Consider the following 16,189-nt stretch of genomic DNA (forward strand, 5'->3'; position numbering starts at 1 on the left):
TGTCTCTTTTTTTGCTGCGCGTAGAGTCTTAGTAAAACGATTTAAGAAAGCGCTTTCATCGCTTCCTTCACTATGCTAATCTGGTAAGTAGGGAGTGATTAAAATGATGAATGAACAAACAAACTGGCAAACTGATGAAGCCAAGGAATATACGCATGACACGGACAAGGGATCCATCGTGGATTTACCGACCCGTGGTTACATTACTTTGAGTGGGGTTGGGAACGCTGATCCAAATAACCGCGACTTTATTGACCGGGCAGATGCGCTATGCAAAGTGGCTGATTTTTTAGCGAATGCGCCAGAGAATGACCTTGAGGTTGAAGGGTACACACCGTTTAAACGCTATCCACTGCAGGCAATGTGGCAACGAGTCACACCTGGTCGGGATGCACAATGGCGGTATCAGTTGATGATTCGGCAACCAGAATTCATCACCAAAGAAATTCTACAAAGTGCTGAATTTAGTATCCTGAACGTTGATCAGTCATATCTGTGGGACATCCGACTCTTACATTTCTCAGAGGGTCTCGAGGCACAGATTGGGAACGTCGGAACCATTGATCGGCGGGGACGTGTAAATAGTAAGCTGCAACAGTTCATTCGTGATTCAGGTTATCGTTCTTTGGCCGCTGAAGGATGGCATATGGAATTATATTTGGATGACGTCGCACGGACACCAGGTGATCAGTGGCACACGATTTTACGTAATGGCATTGAGCCAATGGACATCACTAAAGTCATGAAGCGTGGTGTGCCGATTGTTGAAGGAAAGTAATTGACGTGAGCTTAGCGTGGAGAAGTGATTTACACAGCTCCATGACGCTGATATCAGGTTTAAACAATATAAATTTTGTAATCGAAAAGGCGTGTCTGGACATAATTTCTTATGTCAAAGACACGCCTCTTTGTGTTCACTTCGTACTTTCACCATCATGAATCTTAAAGTCAATAAACTGTGATGCTTCGGGAATCTGTTTTAGCAACATCTCAGCACCACGCCGCCCAATTGCGGCAAAGTCCTGTACCAAGGCAGTTACCTGTGGTCGGAACATCTCAATCAGCTGTGTACCGTCCACACTCAACACTGCCAGCTGTGAGGGGATGTCTAACTTGAACTGATGAGCAGTATTGATGACACCTAAAGCACTGACATCACTGTTGGCAATCACCGCTTGAACAGGTGGCTTTGGTCCATACGCTTTCATGGCAGTGACACCGTCTTCATAGCGGAAGTTTCCACCTTGAATCCAGTTATCGCCTGGCGTGATGTCATGTTGCTTAAGGGCGGCTAGATAACCATTGATTCGTTGTCGACCCACATAGGAAGTGCGATCCATCCCGACGAGGCCAATTGATGTGTATCCTTGATCCAGAAAGTAGGTTGTTGTTGCCTTACCGATTTTGAAATCATCAGAGGCTACAAATAGTCCCTTGTTCTTATCAGATGCATTGGCCAAAAAGACGTGGGGGATGGCACTATCGTCTAATAGCTGCCGATTATCTTCATTCAATTCTAGTGCGACAATCAAAATGGCACGGACCGAGCGCTCAATCACAGTTGTTAGCGCCTTGTGTTGCAGGTCATCATTATTTTCCCCAGCATACAGAATGATAACGCTCAATCCTTGTGCAAAGGCGACGTCCTGAATGCCTTCAATGATACTGTCGGCAAAGTTTGTTTTGGTAGCAGAGATGATCACGGCTAGAACATCGCTGGTTTTAGTTGCTAATTCGGCTGCTGTGACATTACGCTGATAACCAAGTTCCTTGGCAACTTTCGTCACTTGTGCAGCCGTTTCTGGTGCGTAGAAATCTACTTTATGTGCGAGGACGCGCGAGACGGTGGCGATTGATACACCAGCGGCTTTGGCAACGTCTTTGATTGTAACGGTCATGGTTAAGTTCCTCCGCATTATCGTTTAATTTTATCACGTAATTAATGAAAAGTTTACGTAAACGTTTGTGTTCCTTTAAAAACACCATTGTAAACGTTTGTGTAAAGTGATAGGATTCTGTTTGTGGAAGCGCTTACTATAAAACTGGAGGGTTTAACTAATGGAAGTTAATTCAAACACTGAGACAGCAACGCCTGTGGCGGAGAAGACCACACACGGCTTGCCAAAGCTCAAATTATCAACGATTTTTGCCATGACGTTTGGTTTCTTTGGCGTCAACATGGCCTTTTCATTGCAATCATCACAAATGGGACGGATTTTCCAAACCATCGGGGCAGATCCAACCAAGCTAGGGTTCTTCTTTATCTTGCCACCATTGGCAGGAATGGTCGTTCAACCGTTGATTGGTAAATATTCAGATTTAACCTGGAACCGATTTGGTCGGCGGATGCCGTACTTAATGATTGGGGCACCAATTGCCGCCTTAGTGATGATTCTGTTGCCTAATGCCGGTTCATTTGGATTCGGATATGGCTCGTTATTAGCATTATTGTTTGGTGCATTTACGATTTTATTCATGGATTTGTCTTCAAACATTTGTATGCAACCATTCAAGATGATTATCGGTGACATGGTTAACGAAGACCAAAAGGACTTAGCTTGGTCATGGCAACAATCTTTCTCTAACTTGGGTGGGGTGGTTGCGACAGTTGCACCATATATCCTGACCATCTTTGGTGTATCGAACATTGCACCTAAAGGGGAAGTACCAGCTTCTGTTAAGTTTGCATTTTACTTTGGTGCCGCCATTTTACTATTAACTTCTTTATATACAGTGCTTTCTGTGAAGGAATATGATCCAAAGACTTATGCTGGCTATCACCAGATTGATTTAGCTAATGAAGCACCACAACCAAGCCTGTGGCACTTAGTCAAAGTGGCACCAAAAGCATTCTGGGAAGTTTCGTTCGTGCAATTATTTGCTTGGTTCGCTTTTCAATACTTATGGACATACAGTACTGGTGCCATTGCGGATAATGTTTGGAACACAACCAATCCAGCATCTGCCGGCTATCAAGCAGCAGGGAACTGGTTCGGAATTCTGACATGTATTCAATCTGTTGCTGCTGTTGTTTGGGGGATGTTACTACTCTCACGGACAAAGGCGACACAACGGAAATTATGGTACCGTGTTGGACTGGTCATGGGTGGCTGTGGCTTTATCGCCGTGTTCTTTACGCACACGCAGTTAGGTTTGATCGTACCATTTTGTTTGATTGGGATCAGTTACTTGACGATGCAAACACAAGCGTTCTCATTGTTCACAGAATCATTGGATGGAACCAACGAAGGCGCCTACATGGGACTCTTCAACTGTGGGATTTGTTTACCACAGATCATCGCCTCTGTTGCTAGCTTTGCATTATTCCCACTAGTTGGGAAATCAATGCCAGCCATGATTTTAATCGGTGGGGTCGCCTTGATCTTAGGTGCATTCGCTGTGAGTGCAATTCACCCAGTTGTTTCTGGAAAAGCCGAAAAAGGAGCGAAATAATGACACAAGCATGGTTTAAAGATTCAGTGATTTATCAAATCTACCCACGTAGTTTTCAGGATAGTAATGCCGATGGAATCGGTGATTTAAAAGGAATTCGCACACGTCTCGATTATTTAAAAAAGCTCGGCGTTGACGTTTTGTGGCTAAATCCCATTTACCGTTCACCTGATAAGGATAACGGGTATGACATTTCTGATTATGAGAGCATTCAACCTGTTTACGGTGACATGCAAGACTTTGATGATTTGCTAGCTGATATGCATCAGCATGGACTAAAGTTGTTGATGGATCTGGTTGTTAACCATACGTCGGATGAGCATAAATGGTTCAAAGAAAGCCGCCAGTCACGCGACAACGACTATAGTGACTACTATATTTGGCGTGATCCAGTTGATGGTCATGAACCAAACAATTGGGGTTCTTACTTTGGTGGTCCAGCATGGACGTATGAACCAGCGCGGAAGCAATATTACCTGCACTTATTTGCGCCTGGTCAACCAGACTTGAACTGGGAGAATCCGGCTGTTCGTAATAGTGTGTATGATGTCATGAAGTTCTGGCTGGATAAGGGGATCGATGGCTTCCGAATGGATGTTATCAACCTGATTTCAAAGCCAGCAGGTCTACCAGATGCACCTCAACCAGATGGTGCCGTTTACGGGAATGCCGAAGCGGTGGTTGCTGATGGGGAACGCTTGAATGAATATCTTCGCGAGATGAATCGTGAAGTGCTGTCGAAGTATGATGTGATGACCGTGGGTGAAATGCCTGGATCAAAGCCAAGCGACGTGGAAGATTACGCAAGCCTCAAGGGCGATGAATTAAACATGGTCTTCCAGTTTGAACATGTTTCCTTATCATCTAATCCCAACAAGGAATTAGGCAAATGGAATGACAAACCGGTGAAACTGCTTGATCTGAAACATGCGTTGAATCGTTGGGAAAGCGATCTTGATGGCAAAGCATGGAACAGCCTATATTGGAACAACCATGATCAGCCACGTGCTGTATCACGGTTTGCCACCGATGATCCTAAATATCGTGTTGCCGCAGCGAAGATGCTTGGTGCCACACTGCACTTTATGCAAGGAACCCCATTTGTTTACGAAGGTGAAGAAATTGGGATGACCAATGCGAATTTCAAAGAGTTAGCTGAATATGAAGATCTGGAGTCCCTCAATGCTTATCGCCAGTTTGTGACCGAGGAACACGTTGTGGCTGAATCGGACATGTTACATTATTTGACGAATATTTCGCGTGATAATGCACGGACACCAATGCAATGGACAAAGGGGACTAATGCCGGCTTCACCGATGGAACGCCATGGTTTGGTTTGAATAAGAACTATCCTGACATTAACGTCGAGGATGCTTTGACCAATGATGACTCTGTCTTTTACTTCTATCAGAAGTTGATCGCTTTACGCCATCAATTAGATGTTGTTAAGTATGGTGATTTCAAGTCATTGGATGATGACGATGAACAGGTTTACACCTATGTACGTGAATGGAAAGGACAACAACTGGCCGTCGTTAGCAACTTTACCGACCAGACCGTTGAACGCGACTACAGCTTCATGAGTGGGGATAAACTACTGATTAGTAACTATCCAGATGGGGACGATGAGAAGACGTTATTGCCTTATCAAACGAAGGTTTATTTTACTGAGAAGTAAGCGAGTGTAAAAGAGGAAGCAATCACCAGTTCATTCTGATGATTGCTTCCTCTTCTTGCGATATTAGGTGCTTGGAGGAGTGTATGAACGCGTTTAATCCACTCATAAAGAATCTACTCTAAAAGTATTTAAAAGGGGACTGTAAAGCATTTTATAGACCTAAATAAGATGAATTAAAAACATCTCCGATGAATAGGGATATATCATAGTAATAAAAAGGTTTGAAATAAGTGTTTCCACTTACTTCAAACCTTTTTGAGTACTATTTAGAGTTGACGAATGTTGTATCAGTAGCTCTAAATATTAGTCTTCATCTTTTGCTGCATCAGGATCGTAAACATATCCATAGGCAACTTCTTTACCATTTTCTTCTTCGTAATACATACCTTGGACTTCAGTACTGAATCCTGGGAATGTATTAGCTGATTCTTCAAGAACCTTGAAGTAGTTTTGAATGGTTTCAGTCCAACGTTCACCTGGTGCGATAGCAAAGATACCAGGTGGATAAGGGATAACACCTTCCACTGCGATTTCGCCGATGATATCGTCTAATTTAACAAGCTTAACGTTATTCCGACGGTATTCAGTGTCAGCTTCTTGAAGAGACATAGCTCTTTCAGGGAAGTGGTCCTTAGTGAAGATATCCTTCTGATACTTCTTAGCATTGTGTGCTTTATAGAAGTCATGGATTTCCTGACAGAGTTGGCGAATAGTGTAGTTACGGTAACGATCTTCGTATGTTGCATAAAGGTGAGGGAGAACATCCTTCAATGGTGCATCATCGTTAATCGCTTTTTCTAACTTCAGAATTTGATCAACAAGGTTATTCATCTTGGCATCATCTTCTGCAGGTGTGATTAAGAAAAGAACAGAGTTTAAATCGTTCTTTTCATTAATGATACCGTGTTCATGAAGATAATGGGTAACGATTGAACCAGGTACACCGAAGTCTTCATAGGTATCGTTAGGGATATCTAAACCGGCGGTAACTAGCATTAGTTTGTTAGGATCAATGAAATATTGTCCCTTACTATAGCCGTCAAAACCATGCCAGTCTTCGTTAGGATCGAATGCCCAATATGCTTCATCGTTAACAATTTCTTGGTCGTCAGCGTCTTCCCAAGGCTTACCATGTACCATTGGTGGAACAAATGGACGAATCATGGTAGCTTCTTTGAGTAATCGTTTACGAGCACGTACAACTGTTAGCATTGTGTCGTTCCACATCTTCTTACCAGTTTCGCCTTCTTGCATCCGGGCAGAAACATCGATAGATGCGAAGATTCCGTAGAATGGTGAAGTAGATGAGTACTTCATGAATGAGTTGTTGAATTGTTTATGGCTGATATAACGACGTTGTCCCTTGATGTGGCTGTCCTTCTTCAAAATTTGAGAAGCTTGTGACAGACCAGCTTGTTGCTTATGAATTGACTGAACAACGAACAAACCAGGATCTTCAGGTCCAAGATTAACAAGAAGGGGAGAAGTTTCCTTCATCATTGGAATAAACTGTTCGTAACCAACCCATGCAGAATCAAAGAGGATGTAATCACAAAGGTGACCAATTTTATCTACGATTTGTTGTGCGTTAGCCATGGTACCGTCATAAGTTCCGTGTTCAATGATGGCCAAGCGGAATGGACGTTTCTTGTCAGCCTTTTCAGGCGCAACTTTTCTGATTTCTTCACGTAATGCTTTTTCGTCGTAACCAGAGTCCTTGATACCACCAATTAGTCCGTAAGAATTATGGCTGGTTTCTAGATATACTGGAACACCACCATTCATAACCATAGCGTTGTTATAAGCTGACTTATGGTTGTTACGGTCGAATAATACTAAATCGCCTTCGGTAACAGCAGCAGTGATTGCAATGTTGTTTGAAGTAGTTGAACCGTTCAACACGAAGTAGGCTTTATCAGCGTTGAATACTTTAGCAGCATGCTTTTCAGCTTTTAATGCAGCGCCATCATGAGTTAAAACGTCACCAAGTCCATCTTCTGAAATTGAGACATCTGAACGGAAGAACTTTTCACCATAAAAGTCGTAGAATTTACGGCCAACTGGTGATTTGAGATAAAAGGCACCACCCTGGTGACCAGGACATTCAAACTGCCATGAACCACGATCAACCATTCTGTTCAATTCTGCGAAGAATGGAGGCATAAGGTTATCTTCATATTCTTTAGCAGCATGTTCAACTTCACGAGCGTAAATTTGTTTGTTGAAGTTGTTCGTTAAGTCTAATAGATGATCGATTGAATTAAGATGTGAGCTATTTGTATCTAGGACAGCAGCGTTCTTAGTTGCTAAGAAAACTGGAATTCCAAAGGTTGTTTCTTTAACTTCGTCTGCAATGCTAAGCTCTTCATCGGTTACAACGACAGCGCTAACATTTGTCCAGTCATTAACAGTGTTTACGTCAACAACTTCGCGGTCAGATTTTACATAATCGCTAATTTCTGGTGCCATTGCGACAACAAATTTCGACATTTCTTTTACATCCTTTCTGTGTGTTGGTGCATGATGTATTCCCCTTAAGATGGGGTAGGGGGCGTTACTGATGCGGCCTTAATTGATTTTTTGTGATCAAGTTCGACTAGTCTCCAATATATTGGTGATATTTCTTCCTTTCTCGGAAGAACCGAAATATATATAGTCGGTAGAGAATTCACAGTAACGTTAGTTGTAGAAACTAAAAGATCAAAGCTGCTTAATTTCATTCTGAATAGTTCATTTGGTGAAATAAGCGTTAGTACATTATGTGGTGGTAGGTTGTTCTGCAGTGAAAGCAGTACATATTGTGAAATTTCAGCACCTGCGTGACAAACGACTAAAATGTTATTTGCTTTTCGGTGACGTTCAACTGCGACTAAAAAGTGTAGTGAGAGTAATGAAATTTCGTCATCTGATAATTTAATTTGATAATGTTCTTCGATACCAGTTGCACTAGTCTTAACTGCCTGAGCAATCAGCCTGTAGTGAGAGGAAATCTCACCTTTTAGTGGGTCAGTTATGTGTAATCCGAGATTCAATCTAGCAATCATTGGAATTAGATGATATATCGTAACTTTTAACAGTTCTGCGTCGTTATCTAGCTTCATTCCTAAAGTCGAACTAATTTTTTTGATCAACTTTTTTGATTCTAAAGTGAAGTCATGTTTTGATGCAAAATCGTCTGGGTTACTTCTGATACCATGTCCCAGCAAGAGTAAATAGAGGAACCTTAGGTTTTCTCCACTAATTTTTACACCAGTGGAGGACCGATAAACTTCTGTTAAATTAAATACGACATTTGAGAGGTCTGTATTTTTTAAAACATCCAAAACAACGGTATGGTTTTCGGGTTGAGTGAGATTGAGGCCATATTTGACGCGATTTAAAAATATAAAAAGTGATTCTCTCAATGAAATGGGTAAATACTCGTCTTGAACGTGTGAATCCTGTTGAGAATTATCCTCTACAAAAGTAGTTGCAATTTCTGAAATGGTGCTACCAAATATTTCAGAAGTCTGTTCATCACTTAAGTCAGAATGCTTGAGATACAAGTCTAGGTATTTGCGAAAGGCTTGTTCAATCTTGATTTCATCGTTGAAAGAACTAACCGTCTTATCGAGATTGATATCATTCTTTTTTAAAAAATCACTAACGGCATCAAAATCTTTCTTAATTGATTGCACAGAGACAAAGAATGTTTCTGCATAGTGACGATAACTTTTACGATCAGAAAACAAAATTTTTGCAAAGAGATACAATCGCCGGTATTGGGGTGAAAAGGTTGTGTCTTGCTCGGCTGAAACGTTATTTCCTAAGGTTAGACGAACATGCTGCTTTTTTTCTTCACTACCGACAATTAAAAAACCTTTTCTCGGTAGTCTTTCCAGAGATAATCCATTATCACTTAAAAACGTTTCAATGTTTTTACTGTGATTATAGATGGTCTTTTGTGAAACTTTTAAGGCCGATGCATAGAAACTTGCAGATCGGTATCCAGTTTCCGAAAGCATTAAGTTAAGCAAGTCACGGTCGTAATTAGTCATATTATTCACTATGCTTTCTCCATATCGTTACAATCGACTATTCACTCGAGTATGCCAAAAAGTTGTATTGGTCCAGTGGCTTCGGACACATATAGTAGAAAACGAAAAGATAAAAATGAATAAAATATTGCACGATTTGATTTTTGAAGTGCTGAGCAGACAAGTCTGCTCAGCACTTCTGAAATCAGATTGATAATGTGTACACAAACAATAAAAGTGCAAAAGCTAGCTTTTATAAACAACAATATAAAACATATTTTGAGAAAACGCTTTAATGCTGTTCACGTCAATAATAATAGCATGTATAAAACGTCAGCTTTTTACCTTTACGTACCGCATTTGTTGCTACTTATGTATAAATTAAATGGCATGAAAATGATATTGTGTCCCGAGTGTATGATTGCTGCATATCAAAGAATATAGGACAAACAGCACTTTGACTGTGAATCTTTAGAGTTTTAAGTTCTATTTAAAAAGTGACTTTTGTCATTAGTGGTCTAAAAATTTAGCCTAGGCATTCGACACACTAAAAAGCGAATTCAATCATTAGATTGACTTTCAAAGTGTAAAATGACACAATGTGTTTCGAGAAAACTGCTTTGAAACGTGCTGTCCACATTCTGTTTTATTTAACTTACATTTGAATAAGTTTTAAGGAGAATTTGGAATATGGACGCAAACGAAAAAAAGGCTCAAGCCGGAAAAATGGGCTTCGTGGGTCTAGTTGCACTGTGTGTCAGTGCGATGGTAGGATCTGGGGTCTTTGATTTACCTAAGAACATGTCGCAAGTTGCTGGTGTTAACGGGCAATTACTAGCATGGATTACTACCGGTATTGGTATCTGGTTTATTGCTGAAACATTCGTTATTTTAAGTGACGTTAAGCCTGGTATGACGGCTGGCTTATACAAGTATGGTGAAGCTGGATTTGGTGCCTTTGCTGGTTTCTTTACAGCGTGGGGATACTTTGTCTGTGAATGTGCTGCCAATGCTGCTTATGCGGTTTTGACGATGAGCACTCTTGATTACTTCTTCCCAGGTATGTTTACTGGTGGTAACAACTGGCCTTCAGTTATTGGTGCAACAGTGCTTACTTGGGCTTTGACTGCATTGGTTCTTCGTGGTGTTGAAGTTTCAAGTACAGTTCAAAAGGTTGCTACTGCTATTATGTTGGCTGTTGTTGTGGTATTCCTCGCAACAGTTGCGTCACACTTTAATATGCATACATTTACGACAAATGCTAATGCTACACAGGCAATTGCTTCTCGTGGTGACAAGCCAATGGGTAGCTTAATGCACCAGTTAATGTCAACTATGATGGTTACTTTATGGTTGTTCGGTGGTGTTGAAGGTGCCGTTGTTATGTCTGGTAAAGCTCGCGATGCTAAACAGGTTCCTAAGGCAACAATTACTGGGTTCATTATTTGTATTGTAATGTACACATTAGTTGGTATGCTTTCATTGGGTGTTTACTCATATGGACACTTAGCAACTCTTACTTCACCATCTACTGCTTACATTTTAACTAATTTATGGCACAGCACTATTGGTCGTGATGTGATCACTGTTGCATTATTGTTCGCAGTGTTTGCTAGCTGGATTTCATGGATTCAAATGTTAGCAGAACTTCCACAACATGCAGCTGCTGAAGACGGTTCTTTCCCTAAGGCATTTGCCAAGGTTTCAAAGAACAATGTTCCAAGCTTCTCAATTATCGTAGCAACATGTGTTATTCAAGTAATTATCATTATTGCTCACTTTGATTTAAACGCATATCAAATGCTATTGACTGTTGTTGGTACTATGACTGTTCCTCCTTACTTAATTTCAGAACTATATCTGATTAAGATTAGTCGTAAGGAAGGCGAATTTGCTGAGGGTTCTAAACATAGTCGTGGTAAGGCCTTAACGATTGCCTTACTTGCGTTTGCTTATACTTTAATTATGGGATTTGCTGCTGGACCACGTTATATTGCCATTGCATTTATTGTCTATGCTTTAGGTATTCCTTTGTACATGGTTGCTAGAAAGCAACATAACAAGGTAACGTTTACTAAGCGTGAGTTAGTATTTGCCGTTATTATCGTTCTAGTTGCTATCTATGGGGTTTATGCTTTAATTGCTGGATAGTTTGAATACTAATTTGAAGATTGTTCCGTTGGACTTTGTCCTTCGGAACTTTTTTTGTATAGGGCGAATTTATAACAATGGATGTGTAGAATTCTGAGGCTTACTAAGCTTAATAAGTCCCGAAAAGCATCTTGGATAATTAGATAGTGTTAAGTACGTTCTAATCTTTTTGTTACTTTTTTGGAGTTATCTATTGACATTAGAAACGAAAAGTTAGATATTCAGGGTACGAGTAATGAGTGGAACAAAAGTTTTGCTGTAAGTTTACAGAAACCGGAGTCTTGTGAGAACCGGCATGCAAAATGAAACACAGCCACGAACTCGAGCAACTATGAACTTGGAATACATAGTATGCTTCGTGTAGATTACGTTATAAATCTTGAGTCTCTACAGGGACTCAGTGAGGTTGTAATCGTGAGATTACAATAAACAGAGGTGGAACAGCGATAATTCGCCCTCCAAGGTCATGACTATGACCTTGGAGGTTTTTTTGTATCTAGAAAGGGGAACGCACATGAGTGAATACGATTATCAACGACCAAAAGGAACTGCAGACATTTTACCGGGTGAAGTTGAGGCTTGGGAAAAGATTGAAGGCGTAGCCAGAGACTTATTTCCTAAGTTTGGCTATCGCGGCATTAGAACGCCTATGTTCGAAGATTATAATGTTTTTGCAAGAAATGTTGGGGATACGTCTGATATTGTTGAAAAGCAAATGTATGACTTTGAGGACAAAGGCGGGAGAAGAATTGCATTACGCCCTGAAGGGACTGCTGGAACCGTACGAGCCTATGTCCAGAATAAATTGTTTGGACCTGAGTTTCCTAAACCATACAAAGTGTATTATATGGGACCAATGTTCCGCTATGAACGTCCACAATCTGGTAGACAACGCCAATTCAATCAAATTGGTTGTGAAGCTTTAAATAGTGAGTCACCTCAGATTGACGTTGAAGTAATTTCAATGGCGCTTCAGTTTTTCGATAGATTAAAAGTTAAAAACTTAAAATTGGTTATCAATACGTTGGGCGATACTGAAACACGCGATGCTTATCGTGAGGCATTAATTAATTATTTGAAACCATTTTATGATCAGCTTAGTGATGACTCTAAAAAGCGTCTATACAAAAATCCACTACGGGTTTTGGATAGTAAAGATGCAGAGGATCAAAAGATTGTTGAAAATGCGCCTTCAATTTTGGATTGTTTAAGTGACTATTCACGTAATTACTTTGAACAAATAAAGAAATTGTTGGATGAGCTTGGAATTGATTATGAGATCGATTCAGATATGGTGCGTGGCTTAGACTACTATACTCAAACTATTTTTGAGATTATGTCTAACGCCGATATCTTTGGTGGTGACTATGTAACTGTCTGTGGTGGTGGAAGGTATAATGGTCTTATCTCACAGCTTGGTGGTCCTGACGAAGGTGGTATTGGATTTGGTATGGGAGTTGAACGACTATTGTTGCTCCTTAAAGATGAGAATCCAGATTTTGCGCCAAAAGAAGTTGCTGACGTATTTTTAGCCGCTGCAGATGATGAAGGCGATGATCTTGCGTTTAAGATGCTGGATCAGCTGCGGAAAAAAGAAGTGACTGCAGATAAGGATTATCAAGGAATAAAAGTTGGTTCTCAAATTAAAGAAGCAATCAGGAAGAACGCTCGATATTACGCAGTTATAGGCAAACGTGAAGTTACCGATGGAACGATTGACTTGGTTAATACTGAGAATAGAGAAACAACGACCGTTAATATTAATGAGTTTACTGAGAGACCAATGGAATTTTTAAAGTAAACTGTTATGACTAAAAGCTAAGTGATGTTTTTATCACTTAGTTTTTTTTGCGTAAGAGGGCTACTAAAATTGAAAACTTTTTAAAAGTAAAAACACTACTTTTTTTGGAGTATGTGTCTTATTCTATTTAGTGAGAGGTTTTATTTTTTATTACAAGTTAAACGCAGTAGCGAACTTTTGTCTTAAATGTGTCACTTTCTGATGCGGTAGAAATCGTCATGATAAATTGCTGGAAAACATACATTGATTTAAAAAAATCAAGTGGTGTGCATTTATATTTAAACGCACACTATTGGCTAAATCAGTCAAAATATGTCAATACAATTAGTCGATAGGATGGTGAATGACAATGGAAATTGAAACTGTAAAAAAAGATTTAGAAGCTGTTTTAACAGATTATTTTTCAACTGTAGATTTAAAGAAGGGTGCGATTTTTGTTCTGGGTTCAAGTACCAGTGAAGTTCGTGGTGAATGGAAAGGAACAGAATCTAGTCTAGATGTTGGAAAGGCAATTATTGAAACAGTACAATCTTTTTTGAAGCCAAGAGAAATCAATCTTGCAGTCCAGGGATGTGAACATATTAATCGGGCTTTATTGATTGAACGCTCAGTTGCCGAAAAAAAAGAGTTAGAAATTGTTTCAGTTAAACCGGCAATTCATGCTGGTGGTGGAACACAGGTTGCTGCCTATCAGGAAATGACCGATCCGGTTGAGGTAGAGCATATAGTCGCAGACGGCGGAATTGATATTGGTGGAACAGACATTGGTATGCACGTTAAGTATGTTCAAATTCCTGTTCGCCTGGCTCACCGTGATGTAGGTAGTGCACGGGTAGTCGGATTATCGTCAAGACCTAAACTAATTGGCGGTGAACGTGCAAGATATACCTTTACGGAAGATAACCTTAAGGATATTCGATGAGAAAGGCCAATGACTCATTCTCATTACGTCGTATTCTTATTGCAGCGATGATGATTGCAACAACAGTTGTTGTTAGCCGTTTATTGATTATTCCTGTTCCGTTGACTCATGGAAATATTAATTTATCCGATGCAGGTATACTAGTTGCAGCGCTACTACTTGGCCCTTGGCTTGGCGGAAGCGTTGGTGCACTGACGGGCTTTTTACTGGATTTACTTTCAGGGTATGGACAATATATGATGTTTTCTTTAATTATTCATGGTCTTGAAGGCGTGATTGCAGGTCAGGTAAAGAATACTAAAAATAAATGGACGAGGTTTTATGTCCTTTTACTAAGTATTTGCGTAATGGTTATCGGATATTTTATAGTTGATAAATTATTTTATGGATTCTACGCTAGTTTGGTAGGTATTGGCGGCAATTTCATTCAGGGCATAGTCGGCATGGTGATTGCACTAATTAGTACACCACAAATAAAAGGGAAATTGAGATCAGATCTCTAAATCCTTATTTTTGTTGACTTAGGAGGTCTTGATGAAGAGTTCATTAATTATTGAGGATCTTACATCCTGGGGTCAAATGTCTATGACATCGGCTTTGACAATCACCCAGAGTTATGGAATTTATACGGCTACGCTGCCTGTGCAGATATTTTCTACACAAACTGAGGGATTTGGAGTTCCAAAGAGACTCAGTAGCTTAAGCTGGCTAGAAGAAACTACGGCTCACTGGAAAAGCAATGGGATTACTTCCTTTGATTCCGCACTAATCGGATATTTAGGTGAAAATAAATTTGTTCGATTTGTAGATGATTTGATAAACGCAGGTAATTGTGACTTTTTAATAGTTGATCCAGTTATGGGAGACAGAGGGAAGTTGTATCCAGGGTTGGATGATGAGTATATCAAGCGCATCACACTTTTGGCATCAAAGGCTGACTTAATAACACCAAATGTGACGGAACTTGGTATGTTGATAAATCAATCTTTAACGTCGAATACTGAATATGCGGAAATTCAAAAAGGGCTAATGCTTTGTCAAAAACAATTTAGGCATTGCCAGGTTGTCGTAACAGGAGTTTCTAGAAATGGCGAAACTGGCTGTATGTGGTTGGAAAACGGTAATTTTAAATTAGCTATGACCAATAAGGTTGAGGGACATTTTTACGGTACGGGAGATTTATTTTCGGCTATCACAAATGCGTTAATAGTTCAGCATGCTAGTTGGTCATTACAAAGTGTATTCAGTACAGCTGTTAAGCTTGTTTCGATAGCTATCCAACAAACTGTTGATGCAAACGTTGATTATAAAAACGGACTAATTTTAAGAGATGCTATAAAGGAAATGTTGTTAATCAAATAAGTACACGTAAACCTTACCAATCAACCGAAAGTTGATGTAAGGTTTTTTTGTCTTGTAGAGCGCTTTTGTGTACGAGAATCAATTCAGTAAGTTATATTGGTCATAGGTTTATAAACGATGAAAGGAAATACGATTATGAGAACGCTAACCGGTACGCCCAGAGATAATAACTATAGGATGCCTGGTGAATTTGAGCGACATCAGTGTGTTTTTTTACTTTGGCCACAACGTCCTGATAATTGGAGGAATGGGGGTAAACCAGTTCAAAGAACCTTTGTTCAGTTGGTTGCGACTATTGCACAACTGGAACCTGTAGTTGTAGGTGTTAATGATGATCAATATGATAATGCCTATGAACAGCTATCTGGTATAGCGAAAATTGTAGAAATATCTCATGATGATTCCTGGGTTCGAGATACTGGAGCTACTTTTGTCAAAAATGATGAAGGAGGCTTGAGAGGCATTGATTGGGGATTCAATGCATGGGGAGGATTGAAAGACGGTTTGTACTTTCCATGGGAAAAGGACAATCGAGTTGCAACAAAAATGATAGAGCAGGTGGGCGTGAAGGAATACCGAAATGAAAGCTTTATTCTAGAAGGTGGCTCATTTCATGTAGATGGTCAAGGGACACTAATAACAACGGAAGAATGCTTGTTATCTTCGGGACGGAATCCAGAGTTATCTAAGAACGAAATTGAGAAAACTCTAAAAGAATATCTGAATGTAAGCAAAATAATTTGGTTAAAAGGTAGATTGCAAATTTAATCCGAATTTTTGGACAAATTTGTCAGCATAACCTGAT

General features: G+C 40.0%; 11 protein-coding genes and 1 pseudogene. 9 read left to right on the plus strand and 3 right to left on the minus strand.

Going from position 1 to position 16,189, the window contains the following annotated elements; all coding sequences use genetic code 11:
* Window positions 1-103: 103 nt before the first annotated feature.
* The gene (locus tag IV55_RS05305) at window positions 104-778 is read left to right on the plus strand and encodes a hypothetical protein (RefSeq protein ID WP_057810081.1); all 675 of its coding nucleotides are present in this window, start codon (window positions 104-106) and stop codon (window positions 776-778) included.
* Window positions 779-914: 136 nt separating this feature from the next.
* Here IV55_RS05305 and IV55_RS05310 read toward each other — a convergent pair whose 3' ends face one another.
* The gene (locus tag IV55_RS05310) at window positions 915-1,898 is read right to left on the minus strand and encodes a LacI family DNA-binding transcriptional regulator (protein ID WP_057810082.1); all 984 of its coding nucleotides are present in this window, start codon (window positions 1,896-1,898) and stop codon (window positions 915-917) included.
* Between the two features lie 160 nt (window positions 1,899-2,058).
* On the opposite strand from IV55_RS05310, the gene IV55_RS05315 reads away from it, so the two are divergent.
* Both IV55_RS05315 and IV55_RS05320 read left to right on the plus strand, forming a co-directional pair.
* Complete coding sequence (locus IV55_RS05315; RefSeq protein WP_057810084.1) at window positions 2,059-3,453, plus strand: SLC45 family MFS transporter; 1,395 nt, start codon at window positions 2,059-2,061, stop codon at window positions 3,451-3,453.
* Complete coding sequence (locus IV55_RS05320) at window positions 3,453-5,132, plus strand: glycoside hydrolase family 13 protein (protein ID WP_057810086.1); 1,680 nt, start codon at window positions 3,453-3,455, stop codon at window positions 5,130-5,132. The genes IV55_RS05315 and IV55_RS05320 overlap by 1 nt, the downstream gene beginning before the upstream one ends.
* A 303-nt stretch (window positions 5,133-5,435) precedes the next feature.
* On the opposite strand, the gene speC is transcribed toward IV55_RS05320, so the two are convergent.
* Together speC and IV55_RS05330 are read right to left on the minus strand one after the other, a co-directional pair.
* Window positions 5,436-7,622 carry an ornithine decarboxylase gene (speC, locus tag IV55_RS05325; RefSeq protein ID WP_057810088.1) on the minus strand — a complete coding sequence of 729 codons (2,187 nt, stop codon included), beginning with the start codon at window positions 7,620-7,622 and terminating at the stop codon, window positions 5,436-5,438.
* Between the two features lie 44 nt (window positions 7,623-7,666).
* The gene (locus IV55_RS05330; RefSeq protein WP_225425819.1) at window positions 7,667-9,169 is read right to left on the minus strand and encodes a BglG family transcription antiterminator; all 1,503 of its coding nucleotides are present in this window, start codon (window positions 9,167-9,169) and stop codon (window positions 7,667-7,669) included.
* Between the two features lie 669 nt (window positions 9,170-9,838).
* On the opposite strand from IV55_RS05330, the gene hdcC reads away from it, so the two are divergent.
* The 6 genes and pseudogenes from hdcC to IV55_RS05360 all read left to right on the plus strand — a co-directional run.
* On the plus strand, window positions 9,839-11,299 hold the full coding sequence (gene hdcC, locus IV55_RS05335) for a histidine-histamine antiporter (RefSeq protein WP_057810093.1): 1,461 nt from the start codon (window positions 9,839-9,841) through the stop codon (window positions 11,297-11,299).
* A 514-nt stretch (window positions 11,300-11,813) separates the two neighbouring features.
* Entirely contained in the window at window positions 11,814-13,100 is a 1,287-nt protein-coding gene (hisS, locus tag IV55_RS05340; RefSeq protein ID WP_057810095.1) for a histidine--tRNA ligase, read from the plus strand.
* A gap of 349 nt (window positions 13,101-13,449) precedes the next feature.
* On the plus strand, window positions 13,450-14,022 hold the full coding sequence (locus IV55_RS05345) for a TIGR01440 family protein (RefSeq protein WP_057810096.1): 573 nt from the start codon (window positions 13,450-13,452) through the stop codon (window positions 14,020-14,022).
* Window positions 14,019-14,525 (plus strand): ECF transporter S component, encoded by a 507-nt coding sequence (locus IV55_RS05350; protein ID WP_057810098.1) that lies wholly within the window; start codon window positions 14,019-14,021, stop codon window positions 14,523-14,525. The genes IV55_RS05345 and IV55_RS05350 overlap by 4 nt, the downstream gene beginning before the upstream one ends.
* A gap of 31 nt (window positions 14,526-14,556) precedes the next feature.
* Window positions 14,557-15,384 carry a bifunctional hydroxymethylpyrimidine kinase/phosphomethylpyrimidine kinase gene (locus IV55_RS05355; protein ID WP_057810100.1) on the plus strand — a complete coding sequence of 276 codons (828 nt, stop codon included), beginning with the start codon at window positions 14,557-14,559 and terminating at the stop codon, window positions 15,382-15,384.
* Between the two features lie 135 nt (window positions 15,385-15,519).
* Window positions 15,520-16,134: pseudogene (locus IV55_RS05360) on the plus strand (agmatine deiminase family protein); the annotation flags it as partial.
* Window positions 16,135-16,189 lie beyond the last annotated feature (55 nt).

The organism is Furfurilactobacillus siliginis (assembly GCF_001437435.1).
GTDB lineage: Bacteria > Bacillota > Bacilli > Lactobacillales > Lactobacillaceae > Furfurilactobacillus > Furfurilactobacillus siliginis.

Coding starts and splice junctions, on each gene's coding strand:
- IV55_RS05305 (WP_057810081.1), top strand. CDS start 104: ATGATGAATGAACAAACAAACTGGCAAACTGATGAAGCCAAGGAATAT.
- IV55_RS05310 (WP_057810082.1), bottom strand. CDS start 1,898: ATGACCGTTACAATCAAAGACGTTGCCAAAGCCGCTGGTGTATCAATC.
- IV55_RS05315 (WP_057810084.1), top strand. CDS start 2,059: ATGGAAGTTAATTCAAACACTGAGACAGCAACGCCTGTGGCGGAGAAG.
- IV55_RS05320 (WP_057810086.1), top strand. CDS start 3,453: ATGACACAAGCATGGTTTAAAGATTCAGTGATTTATCAAATCTACCCA.
- speC (WP_057810088.1), bottom strand. CDS start 7,622: ATGTCGAAATTTGTTGTCGCAATGGCACCAGAAATTAGCGATTATGTA.
- IV55_RS05330 (WP_225425819.1), bottom strand. CDS start 9,169: ATGACTAATTACGACCGTGACTTGCTTAACTTAATGCTTTCGGAAACT.
- hdcC (WP_057810093.1), top strand. CDS start 9,839: ATGGACGCAAACGAAAAAAAGGCTCAAGCCGGAAAAATGGGCTTCGTG.
- hisS (WP_057810095.1), top strand. CDS start 11,814: ATGAGTGAATACGATTATCAACGACCAAAAGGAACTGCAGACATTTTA.
- IV55_RS05345 (WP_057810096.1), top strand. CDS start 13,450: ATGGAAATTGAAACTGTAAAAAAAGATTTAGAAGCTGTTTTAACAGAT.
- IV55_RS05350 (WP_057810098.1), top strand. CDS start 14,019: ATGAGAAAGGCCAATGACTCATTCTCATTACGTCGTATTCTTATTGCA.
- IV55_RS05355 (WP_057810100.1), top strand. CDS start 14,557: ATGAAGAGTTCATTAATTATTGAGGATCTTACATCCTGGGGTCAAATG.